The 16,972-nt window shown below is 69.1% G+C and carries 16 protein-coding genes; 9 read left to right on the forward strand and 7 right to left on the reverse strand.

Annotation, left to right across the window (positions count from 1 at the left end):
• Nucleotides 1–79: 79 nt before the first annotated feature.
• The 3 genes from N5079_RS32125 (at nt 80) to N5079_RS32135 (ending at nt 2,989) form a co-directional block, all read left to right on the forward strand.
• A complete protein-coding gene (locus N5079_RS32125; protein ID WP_261587950.1) occupies nt 80–1,930 on the forward strand; it encodes a ThuA domain-containing protein in 1,851 nt (616 codons plus the stop codon).
• Complete coding sequence (locus tag N5079_RS32130) at nt 1,931–2,191, forward strand: discoidin domain-containing protein (protein WP_261588003.1); 261 nt, start codon at nt 1,931–1,933, stop codon at nt 2,189–2,191.
• 87 nt (nt 2,192–2,278) lie between these two features.
• Nucleotides 2,279–2,989, forward strand: coding sequence for a hypothetical protein (locus tag N5079_RS32135; protein ID WP_261587951.1), 711 nt, complete (start codon nt 2,279–2,281; stop codon nt 2,987–2,989).
• Between the two features lie 134 nt (nt 2,990–3,123).
• Here the strand turns inward: N5079_RS32135 and N5079_RS32140 are convergent, their stop codons facing one another.
• The 6 genes from N5079_RS32140 to N5079_RS32165 all read right to left on the reverse strand — a co-directional run bounded on the left by N5079_RS32140 (nt 3,124) and on the right by N5079_RS32165 (nt 9,912).
• Nucleotides 3,124–4,506 (reverse strand): FAD-binding oxidoreductase, encoded by a 1,383-nt coding sequence (locus N5079_RS32140; RefSeq protein ID WP_261587952.1) that lies wholly within the window; start codon nt 4,504–4,506, stop codon nt 3,124–3,126.
• Nucleotides 4,507–4,611: 105 nt separating this feature from the next.
• A complete protein-coding gene (locus N5079_RS32145; RefSeq protein WP_261587953.1) occupies nt 4,612–6,555 on the reverse strand; it encodes a glycoside hydrolase family 9 protein in 1,944 nt (647 codons plus the stop codon).
• A 166-nt stretch (nt 6,556–6,721) separates the two neighbouring features.
• Nucleotides 6,722–7,066, reverse strand: a complete 345-nt coding sequence (locus N5079_RS32150) for a hypothetical protein (protein ID WP_261587954.1) — start codon at nt 7,064–7,066, stop codon at nt 6,722–6,724.
• The gene (locus tag N5079_RS32155; RefSeq protein ID WP_261587955.1) at nt 7,066–7,893 is read right to left on the reverse strand and encodes an AAA family ATPase; all 828 of its coding nucleotides are present in this window, start codon (nt 7,891–7,893) and stop codon (nt 7,066–7,068) included. The genes N5079_RS32150 and N5079_RS32155 overlap by 1 nt, the downstream gene beginning before the upstream one ends.
• 89 nt (nt 7,894–7,982) lie before the next feature.
• Nucleotides 7,983–9,182, reverse strand: a complete 1,200-nt coding sequence (locus tag N5079_RS32160) for an AAA family ATPase (protein WP_261587956.1) — start codon at nt 9,180–9,182, stop codon at nt 7,983–7,985.
• A gap of 277 nt (nt 9,183–9,459) precedes the next feature.
• Nucleotides 9,460–9,912, reverse strand: coding sequence for a hypothetical protein (locus tag N5079_RS32165; RefSeq protein ID WP_261587957.1), 453 nt, complete (start codon nt 9,910–9,912; stop codon nt 9,460–9,462).
• A gap of 109 nt (nt 9,913–10,021) precedes the next feature.
• On the opposite strand from N5079_RS32165, the gene N5079_RS32170 reads away from it, so the two are divergent.
• The 5 genes from N5079_RS32170 (at nt 10,022) to N5079_RS32190 (ending at nt 15,933) form a co-directional block, all read left to right on the forward strand.
• The gene (locus N5079_RS32170) at nt 10,022–10,789 is read left to right on the forward strand and encodes a hypothetical protein (RefSeq protein ID WP_261587958.1); all 768 of its coding nucleotides are present in this window, start codon (nt 10,022–10,024) and stop codon (nt 10,787–10,789) included.
• Nucleotides 10,786–11,889 carry a hypothetical protein gene (locus N5079_RS32175; protein ID WP_261587959.1) on the forward strand — a complete coding sequence of 368 codons (1,104 nt, stop codon included), beginning with the start codon at nt 10,786–10,788 and terminating at the stop codon, nt 11,887–11,889. Before N5079_RS32170 ends, N5079_RS32175 begins: the two co-directional genes overlap by 4 nt.
• Nucleotides 11,886–13,340, forward strand: a complete 1,455-nt coding sequence (locus N5079_RS32180) for a hypothetical protein (protein ID WP_261587960.1) — start codon at nt 11,886–11,888, stop codon at nt 13,338–13,340. Before N5079_RS32175 ends, N5079_RS32180 begins: the two co-directional genes overlap by 4 nt.
• The gene (locus tag N5079_RS32185) at nt 13,337–14,632 is read left to right on the forward strand and encodes an AAA family ATPase (protein ID WP_261587961.1); all 1,296 of its coding nucleotides are present in this window, start codon (nt 13,337–13,339) and stop codon (nt 14,630–14,632) included. The genes N5079_RS32180 and N5079_RS32185 overlap by 4 nt, the downstream gene beginning before the upstream one ends.
• Before the next feature lie 830 nt (nt 14,633–15,462).
• Nucleotides 15,463–15,933, forward strand: coding sequence for a hypothetical protein (locus N5079_RS32190; protein ID WP_261587962.1), 471 nt, complete (start codon nt 15,463–15,465; stop codon nt 15,931–15,933).
• A gap of 135 nt (nt 15,934–16,068) precedes the next feature.
• Here N5079_RS32190 and N5079_RS32195 read toward each other — a convergent pair whose 3' ends face one another.
• The gene (locus N5079_RS32195; RefSeq protein WP_261587963.1) at nt 16,069–16,749 is read right to left on the reverse strand and encodes a class I SAM-dependent methyltransferase; all 681 of its coding nucleotides are present in this window, start codon (nt 16,747–16,749) and stop codon (nt 16,069–16,071) included.
• Between N5079_RS32195 and N5079_RS32200 the strand changes: the two genes are divergently transcribed.
• The gene (locus N5079_RS32200; protein WP_261587964.1) at nt 16,748–16,969 is read left to right on the forward strand and encodes a hypothetical protein; all 222 of its coding nucleotides are present in this window, start codon (nt 16,748–16,750) and stop codon (nt 16,967–16,969) included. The genes N5079_RS32195 and N5079_RS32200 overlap by 2 nt on opposite strands.
• The last annotated feature ends 3 nt before the right edge of the window (nt 16,970–16,972 follow it).

Below are 16,972 nucleotides of genomic sequence, written 5' to 3' on the forward strand. Positions count from 1 at the left end.
GCCCTAACCCTCGATGAAACGGGCGCCCGTGCCGGACACGGGCGCCCGCCCCACCAGTACCGCCGTAACTGGAGGATCCATGCGCAGACTTCTCGCGGGCGTGGGCGCCACCATCGCCCTCGCCGCCTGCACGCTCTATCCGTCGCCGGCCGCGGCCGCCGACGCGCCCTACGACGTCCTCGTGTTCTCCAAGACCGCCGGGTACCGGCACGACTCGATCCCGGCCGGCGTCCAGGCGATCCGCGACCTCGGCGCGGCGGGCGGCTTCACCGTCACCGCGACCGAGGACGCCAACGCGTTCACCACGGCCAACCTCGCGCAGTACGAGGCCGTGGTCTTCCTCAGCACCACCGGCGACGTGCTCGACACGACCCAGGAGGCCGCGTTCGAGTCCTACATCCGCGGGGGCGGCGGCTACGTCGGTGTCCACGCCGCCGCCGACACCGAGTACGACTGGCCGTTCTACGGTCAGCTCGTGGGGGCGTGGTTCGCCAGCCACCCGGCGATCCAGCAGGTCAACTCGAAGACCGAGAACCGGGCCCACCCGGCCACGGCGCACCTGCCGCAGACCTGGACCCGCACCGACGAGCTGTACAACTACCAGTCCAACCCGCGCAGTACGGCCCGCGTCCTCGCGACACTCGACGAGTCGTCGTACTCCGGCGGGTCGATGGGCGCCGACCACCCGATCACCTGGTGCAAGACCATCGACAACGGGCGGTCCTTCTACACCGGGTTCGGCCACACCCAGGCGTCGTACACGGACGCCAACTTCCGCAACCAGCTACTCGGCGGCATCCGGTACGCCGCCAAGCGGGCCAACGCCGACTGCCGGCCCGAGATCGGATACACCACGCTCTACAACGGCTCCACGACCGGCTGGGCCCAGTCCGGGCCGGGCAGCTTCACCAACTCCGACGCGACGCTGACCTCCGTCGGCGGCATGGGCCTGCTCTGGTACAACGCGAAGCAGTACACCTCGTACTCGCTGAAGGCCGACTGGCGGCTCACCGGAGACAGCAACTCGGGGATCTTCGTCGGCTTCCCCAACCCCGGCAACGACCCCAACGTCGCGGTCAACCAGGGCTACGAGGTCCAGATCGACGCCAGCGACACACCGGACCGCACCACGGGTTCGATCTACACGTTCAAGTCCGCCGACATCGCCGCGCGCGACGCCGCGCTCAACCCTCCCGGTGAGTGGAACACCTACGAGATCCTCGTCGAAGGGCAGCGCATCCGCGTGTACCTCAACGGGTCGCTGATCAATGACTTCACCAACACCGATCCGAACCGCAACCTCGACGGGTACATCGGACTCCAGAACCACGGCAGCGGCGACCAGGCGGCGTTCCGCAACGTCCGTATCAAGGAGCTCGGCACGCAGCCGCCGCAGACCGACGTGACCGTTCAGGCCGAGTCGTACACGTCGGTCAACGGCGCGCAGCCGTACACCAAGGCGGGTGCCGACAACGGCCAGACGCTGGGCTACATCGACCCCGGCGACTGGGCCGGCTATGACAACGTCAACGTCGGCGGCGCCACCTCCTTCCGGGCGAGGGTCGTCTCCGGCGGCGCCGGCGGCCAGATCCAGGTCCGCATCGGTTCACAGACAGGCACCATCCTCGGCACGGTGAACGTGCCGAACACCGGCGGCTGGAGCACCTTCGCCAACGTGACGACCACGCTCACCGGCGTCCCGGCCGGAAACGCCAACGTGTTCCTCACCTTCACCGGCACGGGTAGCGGCCTGTTCGACGTCGACGACTTCACATTCGTCAAGCCGGCGCAGCCGCCGTCCACGACGAATCTGGCGCTGAACAAGCCGGCGACGGCGTCCAGTGTTGAGTCGGCCGCCTACCCGGCGTCGGCCGCGGTGGACGGATCGGCAACGACACGATGGTCGAGCTTGTTCTCCGACCCGCAGTGAATCCAGGTCGACCTCGGCGCCGGCTACTCCATCGACCGGGTGCGCCTGGTGTGGGAGGCCGCGTACGCCTCGGCGTACCTGATCCAGACCTCGGCCAACGGGACCGCGTGGTCGACGGTCCGACCCGTCACCGGCGGCGACGGCGGTGAGGACGACAACACCGGCCTGAACGCCTCAGGCCGATATGTACGCGTCTACGGCACAGCCCGAGGCACGCAATGGGGGTACTCCTTGTTCACCTTCGAGGTATACGGCAGCTGAGCACCACGGCCGGGTGAGCGGGAGCTCCCCCGCTTCGCCCTGCCCGAGGTCTGGTCCGTCTCCGATTCCTGAGATAGACATGACCGCGTGCACCGTTTCCTCCCCTGCGTAGCCGCCCTGGCGCTGCTGACGGGCTGCGGCGCGGACAACACCGCAGAAGCGAATGCGGAGGCGCAGGTGGAGACGATGGCGAAGGCGCTGAGTCGCACCTTGGTCTGGAAGACGGAGGATATCGGCTTCTTCGTCACTCAGCAGAAGGGTGTCGAACTCCTGTCCATCGGTGGCCAGAAGCGAAGCCGGACCGCACCGCTCCGGCTCGTGGTCAGGGTCATCGGCAAGGGAGTGGAGGGTGGCGGCTTCTTCCAGGACGGGATGCCCACTCCTGTCCCGGATGTCGTCAGGTGCTTCGAGCTCACCGTCTACTACTCGGATGTCACCTTCGATGGAGCCGACTGCCCGCAGGGCGCTCCCCTCACCTTCCGCGCGCGGCCCGAGCTTCCCTCCCGGGCAGTTGAGCAACTCAAGAAGAGGCTGCCCAGGAAACCGGACCTGGCGAAGGTCCGCGAAGCCGTACGGCGTCTGGACCTGGACCCACGGATCACCCAGGAGATCGCGGAAAGCGAGGGGGTGATCGGAGTGGCGCTCTGGGAGGGAGTCGACGGCACCTGCCTGTTTGCACGAGTCAGGTCTTCCGAGGTCGATGTCTGGCATCCGTATCGGATCGTGCCTGGCGGAGACCTCGAATCCTGCACCGCGATCGGTGCGGTCAACGGATATTTCGAGCGCGCCTTCCACTGATGCCCGCCGCATGCGGCGACCCCGGTCGCCCGGCTGGCGCGGAGCCCAGGACCACTCGCTGTGCACGTGACTGTCAGCTGGAAGCGGGTGTTGCCGCGACTTTTACACCCTTCGTGGAAGCAACCCAGCATGGTTCAGTTGGCGACGGCTGGGGGGACGTTCTGGTTGAGTCGAAAAAGGTTATCGGGATCCCAGGCCCGCTTGATTTGGGCCAGCCGGTCGTAGTTGTCGCCGTAGGCCCTGTGGACACCCTCGGGCCCCTCGTCGGCGAGGTGGTTGACCTCCACCCCGATCGCCCATGACCGTGTCGCCGCCCATAGCTGGTCAGCCCAGTCGATGTGCCTCTGCGGGTTCTCCTCCTCCGCTGACCAGGCCGCCCCGATTTCCAGACAGTAGGACGCCTCACGGTGCCGGAAGGCGGTAGCGTCGGCCCCGACCCTGGCCACAGCGCCACCCATCGGCAGTAGAAGCACACCGTTCTCCGGCGAGCTCAACCGACCGCCGAAATCGAGCACGGCTTCGATCAGCTCCTCGGTTATCGCACCGCCCAGGTGAGAGCGCATGTGATAGGGCGTGGACCGGCCCTGCGCGTCGAACAGGTGCTGCAGGGCCTCGAACGTGGTCGGCTCGACCAGGTCGACGAGCGGCCTGCCGAACCCACGCACCGGCGCGAGTGCGCGCTCCCCGTCGGACAGGGGTCCGGCGTAACACATCGCCAGGGCAAGCACGGGCTTTCCGTGCAACTCCAGGGGAACGAACGGCGCCGGCGGAGCGGCGAGGATCGCAGGCGCCACATTGACCTCATCGGGCGCGCTCTGGCCGTACCCGGCGAGGAAGCGGAGCACGTCAGCGGCGTCGTCCAACCGGTGCATGACCAGCCCGCCGAGCAGCCGGCCGACCGGGTGCAGGCGCAAGGTGAACTCGAGGACGACCCCGAGATTGCCGCCGCCCCCGCGCAGGCCCCAGTACAGGTCCTGATTGTCCTCGGCACTCGCCCGGACGATCTCCCCCGAAGCGGTCAGGACGTCGGCAGCGACGAGATTGTCGCAGGCGAGCCCGAAGACCCGCGCGAACCACCCGTTGCCCCCTCCGAGCGTCAGCCCGGCGACGCCCACATCGGCCACGTGCCCGCCGACTGGCGCGAGGCCGTACTGCGCGGAAGCTGCGGTGAGATCACCCCACCGAACACCAGGACCGACCCTGGCGATCCGCTGCTCCGCGTCGACGACGATCTGCTTCATCGGGCCCAGATCCAAGACAAGGCCCCCCTCGGTGGTCGAGAAGCCGGGGAAGCTGTGCCCGCCGCCGCGAACGGCGACCTCGAGGCCGGTATCGCGTGCGACCGCCAGTGCCGAGACGGCATCGTTGCGCGTTCGGCAGCGTGCGATGGCAGCGGGTCTACGGTCGATCAGTTGGTTCCAAACGCGGCGGGCCGACGCGTAACCGGCGTCCTCGGGCAGGATTACCTCGCCGTCGAAGCCTTCAGCCAACGTGCGTAACGCGTTCTCACGGCTCACGTCTCCTCCGATACTCGAACACACCGGGTTAACCGGTCTTACCACCTCGATGCCGGGAAGTACCAAGGTTTCCTGCGGGGCATCGACGTTGAAAGGGCCGTGGTGTTATGACCTGGTGGCGAGCGCGAAGGCGAGGATCGCACTGGCAGCGAAGTCGTTCGCCGGCTCGACCGTCATCCACGCACCGTTGAAGTCGACGAATCGCGAGTTCCGGTTGCCGGTTCCCCTCGGGGCCTGGTACTTCTCGAACCTGTCGATCTTGTCGGCCGGGCACTGGTTGGCCTGGCCCTCGTACCAGTCGAGATTCTGCTCCTGGGACGCGTTGTAGCTGTTGGGCCCGTTCACGACGGCGCCGCGCAGGATCTTCTTGTAGCCGTCCCCGGAGAGGTTCCCGACCTGGTGGTGCGGGCAGCGCGGGAACTCGCTCCCGGCTCCGATGACGAACGAGACGCCCCAGGCGTTCGCGCCGAGGTTCCAGTCGCGGGCGGCGGTCGCGAGCGCGTCGTAGCCGCGGTCGCCGGTCAGCGAGGAGTACAGCCGCGCCGTCGCCGCGACACCGAAGGTGTTGGACACCACGTCGTAGTTGGAGTAGTTGCCCGCGGCCCGGAACGGGTCGCCGTTCGACCTCTTGAGCGCCGGGTCCAGGCCCTTCGTCTTGATGTGGTTCAGTAGCTCGGCCTGAGAGACGCGCAACCCGTCGATCGGTCCGTACGCTCGGAGGGCCTTGACCAGCTCGGCGTCGGCGAAGGATGCCGTCTCATAGAGGTTGAGGATGCCGCCGCCTCCGGCGTCGATGTGGTCCTTGGCGTACCCTGCCGCGGCACGCAGCCAGTCGCCGGACCTGGCGTCACCGAGCATCCGCCCCGCGATGGCCAGTTCCGTGGCGCCGAGCGTCATGTCGTCACGCCAGCTGCTCTCGCCGTAGTAGTCGTGCGGAACGGTGGTGACCAGCGTTCCCGGGCTGGTGGTCTTGGCCAGCGCCAGCACGTCCGCGGCCTTGCCGAGCCACTGCCGCGCCTTGACGGTGTCGTGTGTGGCCTCGGCCTGGGCCGCCATCGCGAAGGTCGCCGCGACCCGTCCGGCGAGGTTCGGGCTGATGGGCTCGCCAGGCGGTGCGGCTCGGAAGACGGGCCGGTACTTCAGGAAGTAGTCGGCGTCACCGGGCTTGACCTGCAGCGCGTCGTCCTGCTCCGGCAGGCGCCACACGTCGTGGTCGCCGGTGGCCACGCCCTCGAGCCCGTCGCCGATGCCCACCTGGATGTAGAGGGTCTTGGACTTCCCGTCCCACATCTTGTCCAGCCAGGAAAGCCCGTGGGTGATCTCGCCGGCCAGCGTCTTGTCCGGACGGCTCAGGGTGCTCTGTGCCGCCAGCATCATCGGCAGCGCGTAGCTCGTGGTCTCGACGAACTTCAGGAAGTCGCCGGCGTCGAACCAGCCACCCGCGGCGTCGACCGTGGGCGCCCCCGGGATCGCCACCGGAGCGTGATTCATGCTGTCATCGCTGTACAGCCCGGCGCTCTCGTACACCGTCGCTTTGGCATCGGCCAGGTGCGAAGGCCTGCGGTGCAGCTTCCCGTTGACCGTGTCCGCGCCGTCTCGCTGCGTCTGGAAGAAGGTGGCCACGTCGCCGACGAGGCCGCCGAACAGGTCCGCGGAGTCACCGATCCGGAAGGCGGGCGAGACGGACGGTACGGCCCCGCTGTTCACCTGGACGCGGAATTCGCCCGGCTGCCGGAAGGCGGTGAAGTCCAGCTCGTGTACGTAGGGGAAGGTGGCGTTCCACCGGCCGAGGTTGGGGCCGACCGTACCGGTGAAAGCAGCCTTCCCGGACTTCCCGATCACCGAGAAGGACGCTTGGGAGAGGTCGGCATCGGACATCACGTACGCGCGCTTGGCTTCTTGGGTGCCGTATCCGACCTGGTCGACGCGCACATCCCCGTGCTCCTTGACGGGGTCTCCCGCCGCGGTCGAGGCGGTCGTCACAACGCCGGCCATGGCGATGGCCGCCGCGCACACTGCTGCCAAAGACCGGGAAAGCGCGGCCCCCATAGGACCTCCACTGATTTGTTAGTAAACCTTCTTTACATATTGTGGGGAGCGTAGGCGTGCCATGGAGGGGCGTCAAGGGTGACGGCGAGTACGGATGAGGCGCGGAGGAGGCCCGGCACGGGGGATCAAGTGCCATGCCGACTTCTCTTCTACTCCGAGGTGCGGCTCACGAAGTACCAAGGAGACTGAGCACCGCGGCGACCTCGTCCCGCCAGCGCCCCAGCTCGCCCGGCGTCGGCGACAACTCGTAGGCGTGGTAATGGCACGCCTGGCTGAGCCCGGACCACAAGGTCGCGCACTGCCGGGCGACTCCTGGTCCGGCATACGCCTCAAGGCAGAGCATCTGCTCCAGCATGGTGCATTTGTTGAGCTCGGGCCGGACACGCTGGAAGTACTCCCGCAAGCCCTGCTCCAGCGACAGACGCAACAGCAAAGCCGCAGGCCGGGGCCACACGCCCGCCGCTTGGCCCAGCAGCTGATCGGCCGAGCTCAACAGCGCCAGCGCGCTCATCAGGACCTCACCAGCTTGGCCAGTCGCGCCGTCTGACGCACCAGCTCATCGACATCACCGACCACGACCGCCTGGTGAGCGGCCTTGTTGCACAAAACCACCAGATCCCCCGCCCAGCCGCCGTAGCGCAGGTTCAGCTCCCCCAGCACCTGACTCCACTTGGAGGCGTCCCCGAACAACGCCAGCGCGGCCAGCTCGGTCAGCTTGTACGCGTCGCCGATCTGCCGCTCCACCAGCCCGTGATCCTGCCCGGCGGTCAGCAGCCGATGCCACGCGACCTCCAGGAACGCCGCCTCCAGCGCGGTACGGCACAGCCCCGGCAGCACCTGCCGTACCACATCGGCAGGCACCTTGCCCGACTTGGCCAGCGCCCGGGCATCCCGCAGTGCCCGCGCCACCGGATCGTCGGACTCCTTCAGCTCCACAACCGACCGTTGCTTGCGGACCACCTCGATGATGGTGGCCGGCAGCCGTAGATACTTCAGCGCCTGCGGCAGCCGCGTGTCGTGGGTGAACACGACCACCTGCCGCGTTTCGGCGATCATAGTCAGCACCCGGGCCAGCCCGTCCACCTTGGCCGGGTCCATGGACTGGACCGGATCGTCGATCACCAGAAAGTTGAACGGACTCTGCCGGGATGCCGCCCGCGGCAGAAACAGCGCCAGCGCAAGCGCATGCAGCTCACCCTGGCTCATCACCCCCAGCGCGGGCGCCTCGATGTCGTCCACCGACACCTCCATCACCACCCGACGCTGGGTGGCCGAACCGGCGAGCTGGATCGGCCCAAGCGTCACGTTGCTCTGCTGGCGCAGCAACTCCCAGATCATCTGGGACTCGTCTCCCAGAGGCGCCATCCGCTCGGCCCGTAGCTCATCGTGGACATCACGTAGCCACGTCCGCGCCGCCTTGACCTGCCTTAGCTGCGGCTTGGCAGCCTCCGCGCGCCGGGCCACCGCCAGCCATGCCGCCAGTGCCGTCGCGGTCTCCTTCCACCGCCCATCCAGGTCGGCCAGGCGCTTGACCGCCTGCTCCCTCGCGTCCCGGCACGCTGCCGCCAGTGCCGCAGCTGCATGTGGCGCCTGCTGCGCCAGCGCAGCCGGATCGGCGAGCGTGCGGCACGCCGCCCATGCCGCCCCAACCTCGGATGGCACCCCGGCGGGCGGATTCTCCACCAGCTCCTGTACGGCCTGCGCCGCGGCCCGCACCTGGCGGCGCGCAGCCGTACCACTCGCTCCTCGACCACAGCCACGTCCGGCCCGGACAGTTCCGCCAGCCGCCGCAGCCGGGCCAGCTCGGCGTCATCGACGGTGTGGTCACCCGCGATCAGCTCGGCCAGCCGGTCGAGGTCCCTCTTCTTGCTCTGGAGTACGGCTTGCGCCGCCCGGACCCGCGGGTCGTCGATCTCCGCCAACTCGGGCAGCTCCGCGTCGGCCCGCTTGATCAGCTTCTCCAGGTCTCCGGCCCGGTCCCGCAGGTTCTTGTCGGCGCTCGCCAACAGCTCCAGGCCGAGGATCGTCGCGACCGCGTCGTACATCTCACTCGGCCTGCCGCTGATCATCTGGCCGAGCTCGGAGTAGGACAGGAACGGCCGGTACAGCGCCAGATCCGGGCCCCACCCCAGCTGGGCCAGCGGCACCGGATCGCTACCCGGCCGTTCCACCTCGGCGCGGGAACTGCCCAGGTCCTCGCCGGTCCATTCGCGCAACAAGGTGCTCGGCTCGGTATCGCCCTCCACCAGCAGTTCCACCGCCACCTGCGGGGTGGCGGACTCGTGCAGGTTGCGCCAGCTCCGCCGCCAGATGTCCGACTTCGAGCTCCAGCGGGCATTGTCGCCGGTGAGCGCGATCTCGACGGCTTCGGCGAAGCTGGACTTGCCGCTGCCGTTCCGGCCCACCACCAGGGTCAACCCCGGCCGGGGCGCGAGCGGGAGTCGTGCCGTACGGCCGATGCCGCGAAATCCGCTGACCGTCACCGACTGCAGGTACGCCCGCCGGATGGGACGGCCCCGGCCCGTCTCGTCCTCGCCCAGCGCCTCCAGCAGGATCTCCTGCGCAGCGGGGTCGAGTGTGGAGCCGGCCAGCCGGGCCGTCAAAAGGTCACGCAGGGTTTCGGACACGACACTCCTCGAAGTTGCTTCCAGGGGGAAATCAAGCGAGCCGCCCTTGGCGTTACCCGGCCCCGACCTGCACAGTTATTCGTCCCATTCGTCCAGGACGTCTGAGTATTCGTCGCCCGACAGCCTCGGCAGGATCCCAAGGCTGTCAGCCTCGATCTGGGCGAGATCGGGTGATGCGGCGGTATCCGGGCTCACCTCGTGCCGACCGCGGCACCGGAGAAGCCCCCGGCGCACCGGCGGCATGGGGCCTGGCAGGTCGTGGAAGTCCGTGGGGGATTCAGGCGGCCAGGGCCGCGTTCAGATAGGTGATGTCGCTGGTGGCCGCGTAGAGGCGCCAGCTGAGCCGGCCGGAGCGGGTCACCACGGTGACGTGCACTCCGGCGGCGGCGAGCCACGAGGCCAGATCGGCGAAGTAGCCGTCCCCCGAGCCGATGACCACCCGCTCGAAGCGCAGATCCACCCGGTCGCTGACGGCCATCTCGGCCAGAGCGCTGTCGGCCCCGTCCGGCCCGGAGCGGGTGAGGAACCGAGCTCCGCTGATCACGCGGCCCACCTCGACCAGCGAGCGCGGGTTGACCCCGACCACGAACTGGTCCATCGGGCCGACCTGCACCTGCTGCCGGTAATCGGTCATCGTCCGCGCGACCCCCGCCATGGTCGGCAGGGGTGACGCGGTCAGGTTCTCGATGTCCAGTAAGTGAATGGCCCGCCCTCGCCGCAGAGATCGCATCGGTCACTCCCCTCACTCGAGTACATGCCACGGACAATAATGGTGGAACTTGGTGGAAGCAAGTGGAATAGCTTGGCGAAGGGTGGGACGCCTGCTAAGCTGCGGGATCGTGGAAGACCCGTTGGACGCACTGGAAGAACGGATCACGAAGCTTCGCGCCCAGGTACGTGAGGCGAAGGCGGCCGGCGACCACGCGCGGGTCAAACTGTTCCGCGCGCAACTCGCCGACGCCGAGCGCGCCTGGAATGCGGCGCTGGAGGAAGCACCCGCGCCACCGCCCAGCCCGCCGCTTCTCCCGCTGCGTGAACAGGTCCACCAAGCCCTGACCCTGCTGGGCGTGCCGACCCCGAGCAGGCTGATCGTCAGCGTCAACGAGGCCTTCTTCGCAGGTCACCTCAGCAGCTCCCAGCTGACCAGCCTCCGCCGGGACGAGGAACGCTCCTTCCGCACCACGCCCTACTCACGGCCGTACTACCTGTGCGCGGCGCTGACCGCCGACCTGCTCGCCCCGGCACGGGGCCTGCTCGCCGTCAGCACCTGGCCGCTGGCGACACGCATCGTCGGCCCGCTCAGTTCCCGTACCGACTTCCTCACCGCGGCCATCCGCATCGCGGAGCACATCGCCCGCCTCGAAGCGCCCGGCGAGAGCGCCTACCGGTTGCTCACCCGGATGGCGCAGAACATCCCCGGCGCGGTCGACGACTTCGACCAGGCGGTCCCAGCGCGCGTCATCGCCGCCGCCGAGGCCGAGCTCGCCCTCCACCGCGAAGCCGATCAGACACAGCGAGCCGAGGCCGCCGCGCGGGCGACCAAGCAGCTCGACGCGGTCGGCCAGTTCTTCGGCGCCGGTCTGAAATCCGCCGCGAGGACTGCGTGAGCAGGCTCGACACCCTGCGTGGCCCCGTCCCGCCCCACGACCACAACGCCCGTACCATCGCCGCGCTGGCCGCCAACCCCGGCTGCAACCGCCGGGCCGTCATGGACGCGGCGGGCATCGACAAAGAGAAGACCGCACGTCACCTGGGCCACCCCGCCACCGTCGGCCAGTCCGTCTTCGCGATCATCCGCGCCAACGCCTTCGAGGAGCAGGTCAAGGCCAACGGCTGCGCCCAGCTGCTCAAGCTGCTACGCGAAAAGCTCGACCTCTCCCTGCCCGAGGTCTCCTACGACGACGTCAACAACGTCGGCGACGACCGCGGGCTCCGCCACTCCCGCACCAGGACCCTGCTTCGGCAGGCCGCCGAAGACCGCGGCGGCGGCACCCTGTTCGACCATCCGGTGCTGAAGCTGAACATCGCCGGGAAGTCGGTCTACCTGGAACCGGCTCTCATCGCCTTTCAGCTCAAGGGCCGCTTCCACGTGGTGGAGATCAAGTCCTTCGCGGTGATCGACGGCCAGGCGGACCCCGGCCAAGTCGCCGCCGCGGCTCGCCAGTCAGCGGTGTACGTCCACGCGTTACGCGAGCTCTTCGCCGAGCGCAACCTGGACCCGGCACTGGTCTCCCACGACGTGATCCTGGTCTGTCCGGAGAACTTCGCCAACACCCCCACGGCCACCCTGGTCGACGTGCGGCAGCAGCTCACCGTACTGAAGAGACAGCTGTCCCGGCTCACCCGGATCGACACGATCCTGGACGAGCTGCCCATGGGGCTGACTTTCGACCTGATGCACGACCAGGACGGCACTCCCACCCGCTCCCGCGACGAACTGCTGAAGGCCATCTCCGAGGTGGACGCCCGGTATGCGCCAGAATGCCTGGCCAGCTGTGAGATGGCCTTCTTCTGCCGCGACGAAGCCCGTGCCTGCGGCTCCACCGACGCTCTCGGCCGTACTGTCCGCGACCAGCTCGGCGGCCTGGAGTCGGTCGCAACCGTACTCGGCCTGGCCCACGGCACCCTGCTCGCCGCCCCGGACCAGGCCGAAATCGCCTCCCAGCTCAGGCTGGTCCGCCAGTTCAGGCTGGAGGCGACCGCATGAGCATCATGACCGCGTACGCCCAGGCGGAAGCCGTACGGGCCGGGCGAGCCCAGCCGATCGCCTCCGTACGGCACGCGCACCTGTCGACACGGCCGCTGGTGTTCATCCCGCTCAAAATGGCCGGCGAGGCCGCCGCACCGCTCGGCGCGATGGTCGGCACCCACCGCGACGACCCGCATCTTCTGGTCGTGCCGCAACCGCGTGACCGTAGCCTGCGCTTCGCGTTCGTGACCGAACTGGCCGAGGTCATGGTCCCGTACATCGAGAGCTTCCAGCGCGCCAGCGAGACCGTTGGAACGAGGGAACCCTACGAGCGCTTCCTGGACGCGCCGCAAATTCTGGTCCCCAACCGGGGCGGGATCGGCTTCACCCGTCTGCTGGGCCGCTCCAGCCGCTTCCGCAGCGCGGATGGGCCCTACCCCGTGCACCCGTCCGTCCCCGTCCTGGGTCGCTGGCTGACCTTCCTCGCCGAGCGGACCGAGTTCGCCGGGGCGTCCACGCTGCTGGCCATGACCGAGCTGCTGGCACTGCACTGGGCCACCGGGCAGAGCGGGACCGAGGACGGAGCCCTGGCCGCGTTGCTTGCCTGGATCGCTCCACCTGAGGGCATGACCGCGCTGGAGGCCGCCGCCCGCGCCGAGAACCCTCTGCTGACGCCACCGGCCGGACCGGCCACCGATCCCGGCTTCGACGCCGGGGTTCTTCAGCCCGGCATCGAGGCCTACGACAGCACCGGCTCCCCCGCCCAGGTTCGCGGCGCGATCAAGTCGCAGCTGGAGCCCACCTGGCAGCTCATGTGGGAGGCCGTCGACGTCCTGCGTGGCCTGCCCGAAGGCGCCAGCGTCGCCGACCGCTGGGCCAGGGACCGTGACGACTTCAGCCGGTACACTGCCCATCTCGCCACTGGCGGCGCCCCGCAGCCCCGCCTGGACAGCGCGGTCGCCGCCGCGATGCGGCTGGAGCGGCTCGAAGACGCCCAGGCACGCTACGACGCCCAGCGGGCCTTCGACGACCCGCTCGTGCTGGCCGAGTATCGGCTGACCGGCACGACCTTCGCCGGACGGGTGATCGCCGCCGACCCCACCCGCATCGTCACAGGCCGACGCCGCGTGCTCCGCCCGCTGATCACCGTACAGACCTCCGATCCGGTACGGCTCGCGCCCGGCCAGGTGCTCCGCTCCCCTGCCCGGCCCGGGCAGAAGGCCGAGATCACCGAGCTCGCGGCCGGGCGAATCGTGCTGGAGCTCAGTGGCGGCATGGGCAACTCGCTCACCCCGCGGCCGGGCAGCGTGCCGGAGATCGGTGAGTGGCTCACCTACACCGACCTCGAAGTGCCGAGCCCGCGCAAGCGGCCGCCCTTCCCCAGCCGGGAGAACACCCCATGGACCCACGGCGGTCCGCCACCGGAGTACATCCCCACCGACGAGGACGCCCAGGAGGCCTGGTCATGACTCCCGGCGAGGCCGCCGAAGACGTCATCACCCGTGTGCTGGCCGACTACACCAGCGGCGAGCACCGGGCCGTCGTGGTCGACTCCCCGCCCGGGGCGGGCAAGTCCACCCTGGTCGTGCGGGCCGCCCGTCTGATCGCCGCCAAGGGCGAGCCGCTGATGGTCGTCGCCCAGACGAACGAGCAGGTCAACGACCTGGTCGACCGGCTCGCCACCGCCGATCCGGGGCTGGCGATCGGCCGCCTGTCGGCCACCAGCTTCGTCCCGCCTCCCGGACTCACCCGGCACCCCGGCGTCCGGATCACCACCCGGCTGGCAGACCTCGCCGACGCCCGGATCGTCGTGTCCACCGCGGACAAATGGGCCTACGAAGCCGACCAGAGCTGGCCCTGGGCCATCGTGGACGAGGCCTACCAGATGCGCTCGGACAAACTGCTGCGCATCGCCGCCCAATTCGAGCGAGCCCTGTTCGTCGGCGACCCCGGCCAGCTCGACCCCTTCTCCACCATCGACGGCGAACGCTGGGCCGGGCTGTCGTGGGACCCGATGCAGAGCGCGGTCGCCGTCCTGCTGCGGCTCAACCCCGACATCGTGCCGCATCGGCTGCCGGTCTCCTGGCGGCTGCCCGCCTCTGCGGCGCCGCTGGTCTCCGAGGCGTTCTACCCGTTCACCGGGTTCCGCTCCGGCACGACCGAGGGCGAGCGCCGGCTGGAACTCTCCGCAGCAGGGTTTCCCGGGCCGCTGGACGCGACCCTGCAGGAGGCGGCGGCCACCGGATGGGCGCTGCACGAACTGCCCAGCCGGCACACGATACGCACCGACGCGGAAGCCGTACAGGCATGTGCTCATCTGGCGACCCGGCTGCTGCAGCGGGGACCGGTCGCGCACGACGAGAAGGGCAGCCACGCCGTCACCGCCGACCGAATCGCCATCGGCTGCGCACACCGCGACCAGGCCGCCGCCATCCGCGCCGCCCTCGGCGTTCCCGGGGTGACCGTCGACAACGCCAACAAGCTGCAAGGCCGGGAGTACGACATCACCATCGTGCTCCACCCCTTGTCGGGCCGCCGAGACGCGACCGAGTTCCACCTGGAGGCCGGGCGGCTGTGCGTGCTCACCTCCCGGCACCGGCACGCCTGCATCGTCGTCGCCCGCGCCGGAATTCCCGAACTGCTCGATCACCACCCCTCGACCGGAGGAGTGCAGCTCAATGTGCCGGTCAAGTTCCCCGACGGCTGGGAGGCCAACCAAGCCGTCCTGGCTCATCTGGCGAAACACCGAGTCGTCGCGTGAGCTCGGATACCCTGCGAGGCGGACCACGCGCGATGCCCGCACTGTGAGGTCCGGCGACAAATCCACCGCCCCGGCACGGTCGATTTTGACGTCAGGGTGACGCCGCTCTGAGCCACGGGCTGATGGCGATCTTGCCCCTGCGACCTCCACTCACCGGTCTTCGTCACCACGGGTCAGCCGATAGGTACCCCTGTCGACGCACTCCAGGTCGTCGTACACCGTCGCGTTGTTGTCGGGCGCCGCAGTGTTGGCTTCATCGTGAGTTTGAACCCCGGTAGACGCTCAGGAAGTGCGGCCATCCTCTGGTGGCACGGACTCGAAGACGCCAGTTCCACAGATAGCCGTTGGGATGGGTCGTCTTGATGGCGGGCCGGCCCGGCTCGACATATGGGAACGGCGGCAGCCCGAGCTTGGGGCCGATCAAGGTACTCGCGTCGCCGCGACAGCTGGTGCACCACACCGGCGCAGGGAGCCGGCCCACCCCGGCCGCCTGCCGCGGCTGGCATCCGGCCCATTGCCCAGCAACTCCCGGCGGGAGAGCCCGATCGCGATCATGTCCTGTGAAAATGCGAGATTATGAGTGAGCGGAGTTTCGCAGCCCGCCCCCGACACACTGCTGAGCGAGCGTATTTGGGCCGACACTTTTCCGATGACGCATGGGCACCAGCCCATACGTGCCGTGACGGCATGGCCGCTGCACGTCATTTTCCCGGTGTGACCGGGAGAGCGTTCCGCGCGCCGCCACCGCGCGCCGTACCGCCGTGATCGGCCCATCCAGGTACGGCACGCGGACTCCTTCCTCCGACATTCCAAGGGAACCTCCCCCACGCATGAGCGCCATCTACGACCAAGCCGACGGCGAGAGAATCGCCGTGGCCGACACCGGTGATTTCGTGAGCATCATCAACCGCTCCGGGAGGATCGTCGTCGCCAAGAAGGACGCCCGCCGGCTCGCCGAGCGGGTCCTCGCCGCAGCGGGCAAGATGGCCGTCGTTCTGTTCCCGCCGGCCCTTCGGAAGGACACCCTGTCGGTCTCCTGCCCCTCGGGGCGCTGGAGGGTCCGCGTCTCGCAGAAGAACGGCGCACGTGTCCTCGTCGCGGTCGACCCCCAAGGTCTCGGGCCGGCCGAGGCTTACGACCTCGCGGCCGCCGTCGCGGTGGCAGGACGCCACATCGGCGACGCCGGACAGGCCGACCGGCGTATGGCCACGAGAATCCGGGAGGTGATCGAGGCCAATCAGGGCCGGGACGCGGAAACGGTCGCGGCCGCGATTGTGGCCCAGGTCCTGGACGCGACGTAACGGCGACCGCACGCCCGGATAGCTATCTGGTCGTCTCCCCGGACCCAAGTAGCGGCCCGTTCGTTTCCCAATCGTGCGGTCCTGTGGGAATGCGGCGGCGGGGAGTCGCCCGGGAGGTGTCTCGGGAAACGACCGTTAGCGGGACCGGCCTACAGGGGCGGTCAAGGACCTACGCGGAGCGTCGTAGACCAGGGTGTACCGCCAGAACAGGCGACGATGGATCCGGGCCCCGGGCAGTTCCCGTACGGCCGCGGCCCGGATGTCGGCGAGGGTCTCCTGCGGATCGGCGGTAGGCGCCGTCATGTGCAAGGGCAGCGCATCGGCGCGGGCCGGGTGCTTGACCAGCCCCATAATCGGGTTCGTGAGCATGGCCGGCAGGTCGGCGAGCAGGTCGGCGGGCCCGGCCCCCCGATAGCAGCCGACAACCACGAGGCGCCCGCCTGGGGTGAGACAGCCGCGCAGTTCCCCCAGGGTGGGCACCAGCGGGAGGTGGTGCAGGACGGCGACGAGGGTGACGGCGTCCCAGCGCCGCTGCGGGCCGCGCCCGGCGAAGTCGGTTTGGACGATGGTGACCGCAGGGTCGTCGGCGAAGCGCTCCGCCGCGGCGTGGGCGGTCGCGGGATGGGGTTCAAGCCCGGTGACGGTGGCAGCGCGGCGGCGGAGCAGAGCGACGAGGTTGCCCGCGCCGCACCCGACGTCGAGAACGTGGCGGGCCCCGGACGCGGCTACCTGATCCGCGACCCAGGGGCCGTAGTGGTCGTTGTGGCTCCACGGGTGCTGCCGGTTGAAATGGTCGAGGCGGGACAGCAGCGTCATGATGATCACCTTAACGATCACAACTCACGCTCGCGGCCCCCTCAACCCCCCGAAACGACCGGCCGCCCGGATCATTCGGGCCACTGGCGGACGCCCCAAGGACGAGATCGACTTCGACCAGGTCTTGCCCACGCTGACCGACGCGCAGAAGCTGTGGCTGAACGATGCTCTTGCGGCCGAGCACGGCGCCCATCCGTGGCGCGAACGCCTGTCCCCCTGACAA

The organism is Planotetraspora sp. A-T 1434, assembly GCF_025420585.1.
Lineage (GTDB): Bacteria > Actinomycetota > Actinomycetes > Streptosporangiales > Streptosporangiaceae > JAOEGB01.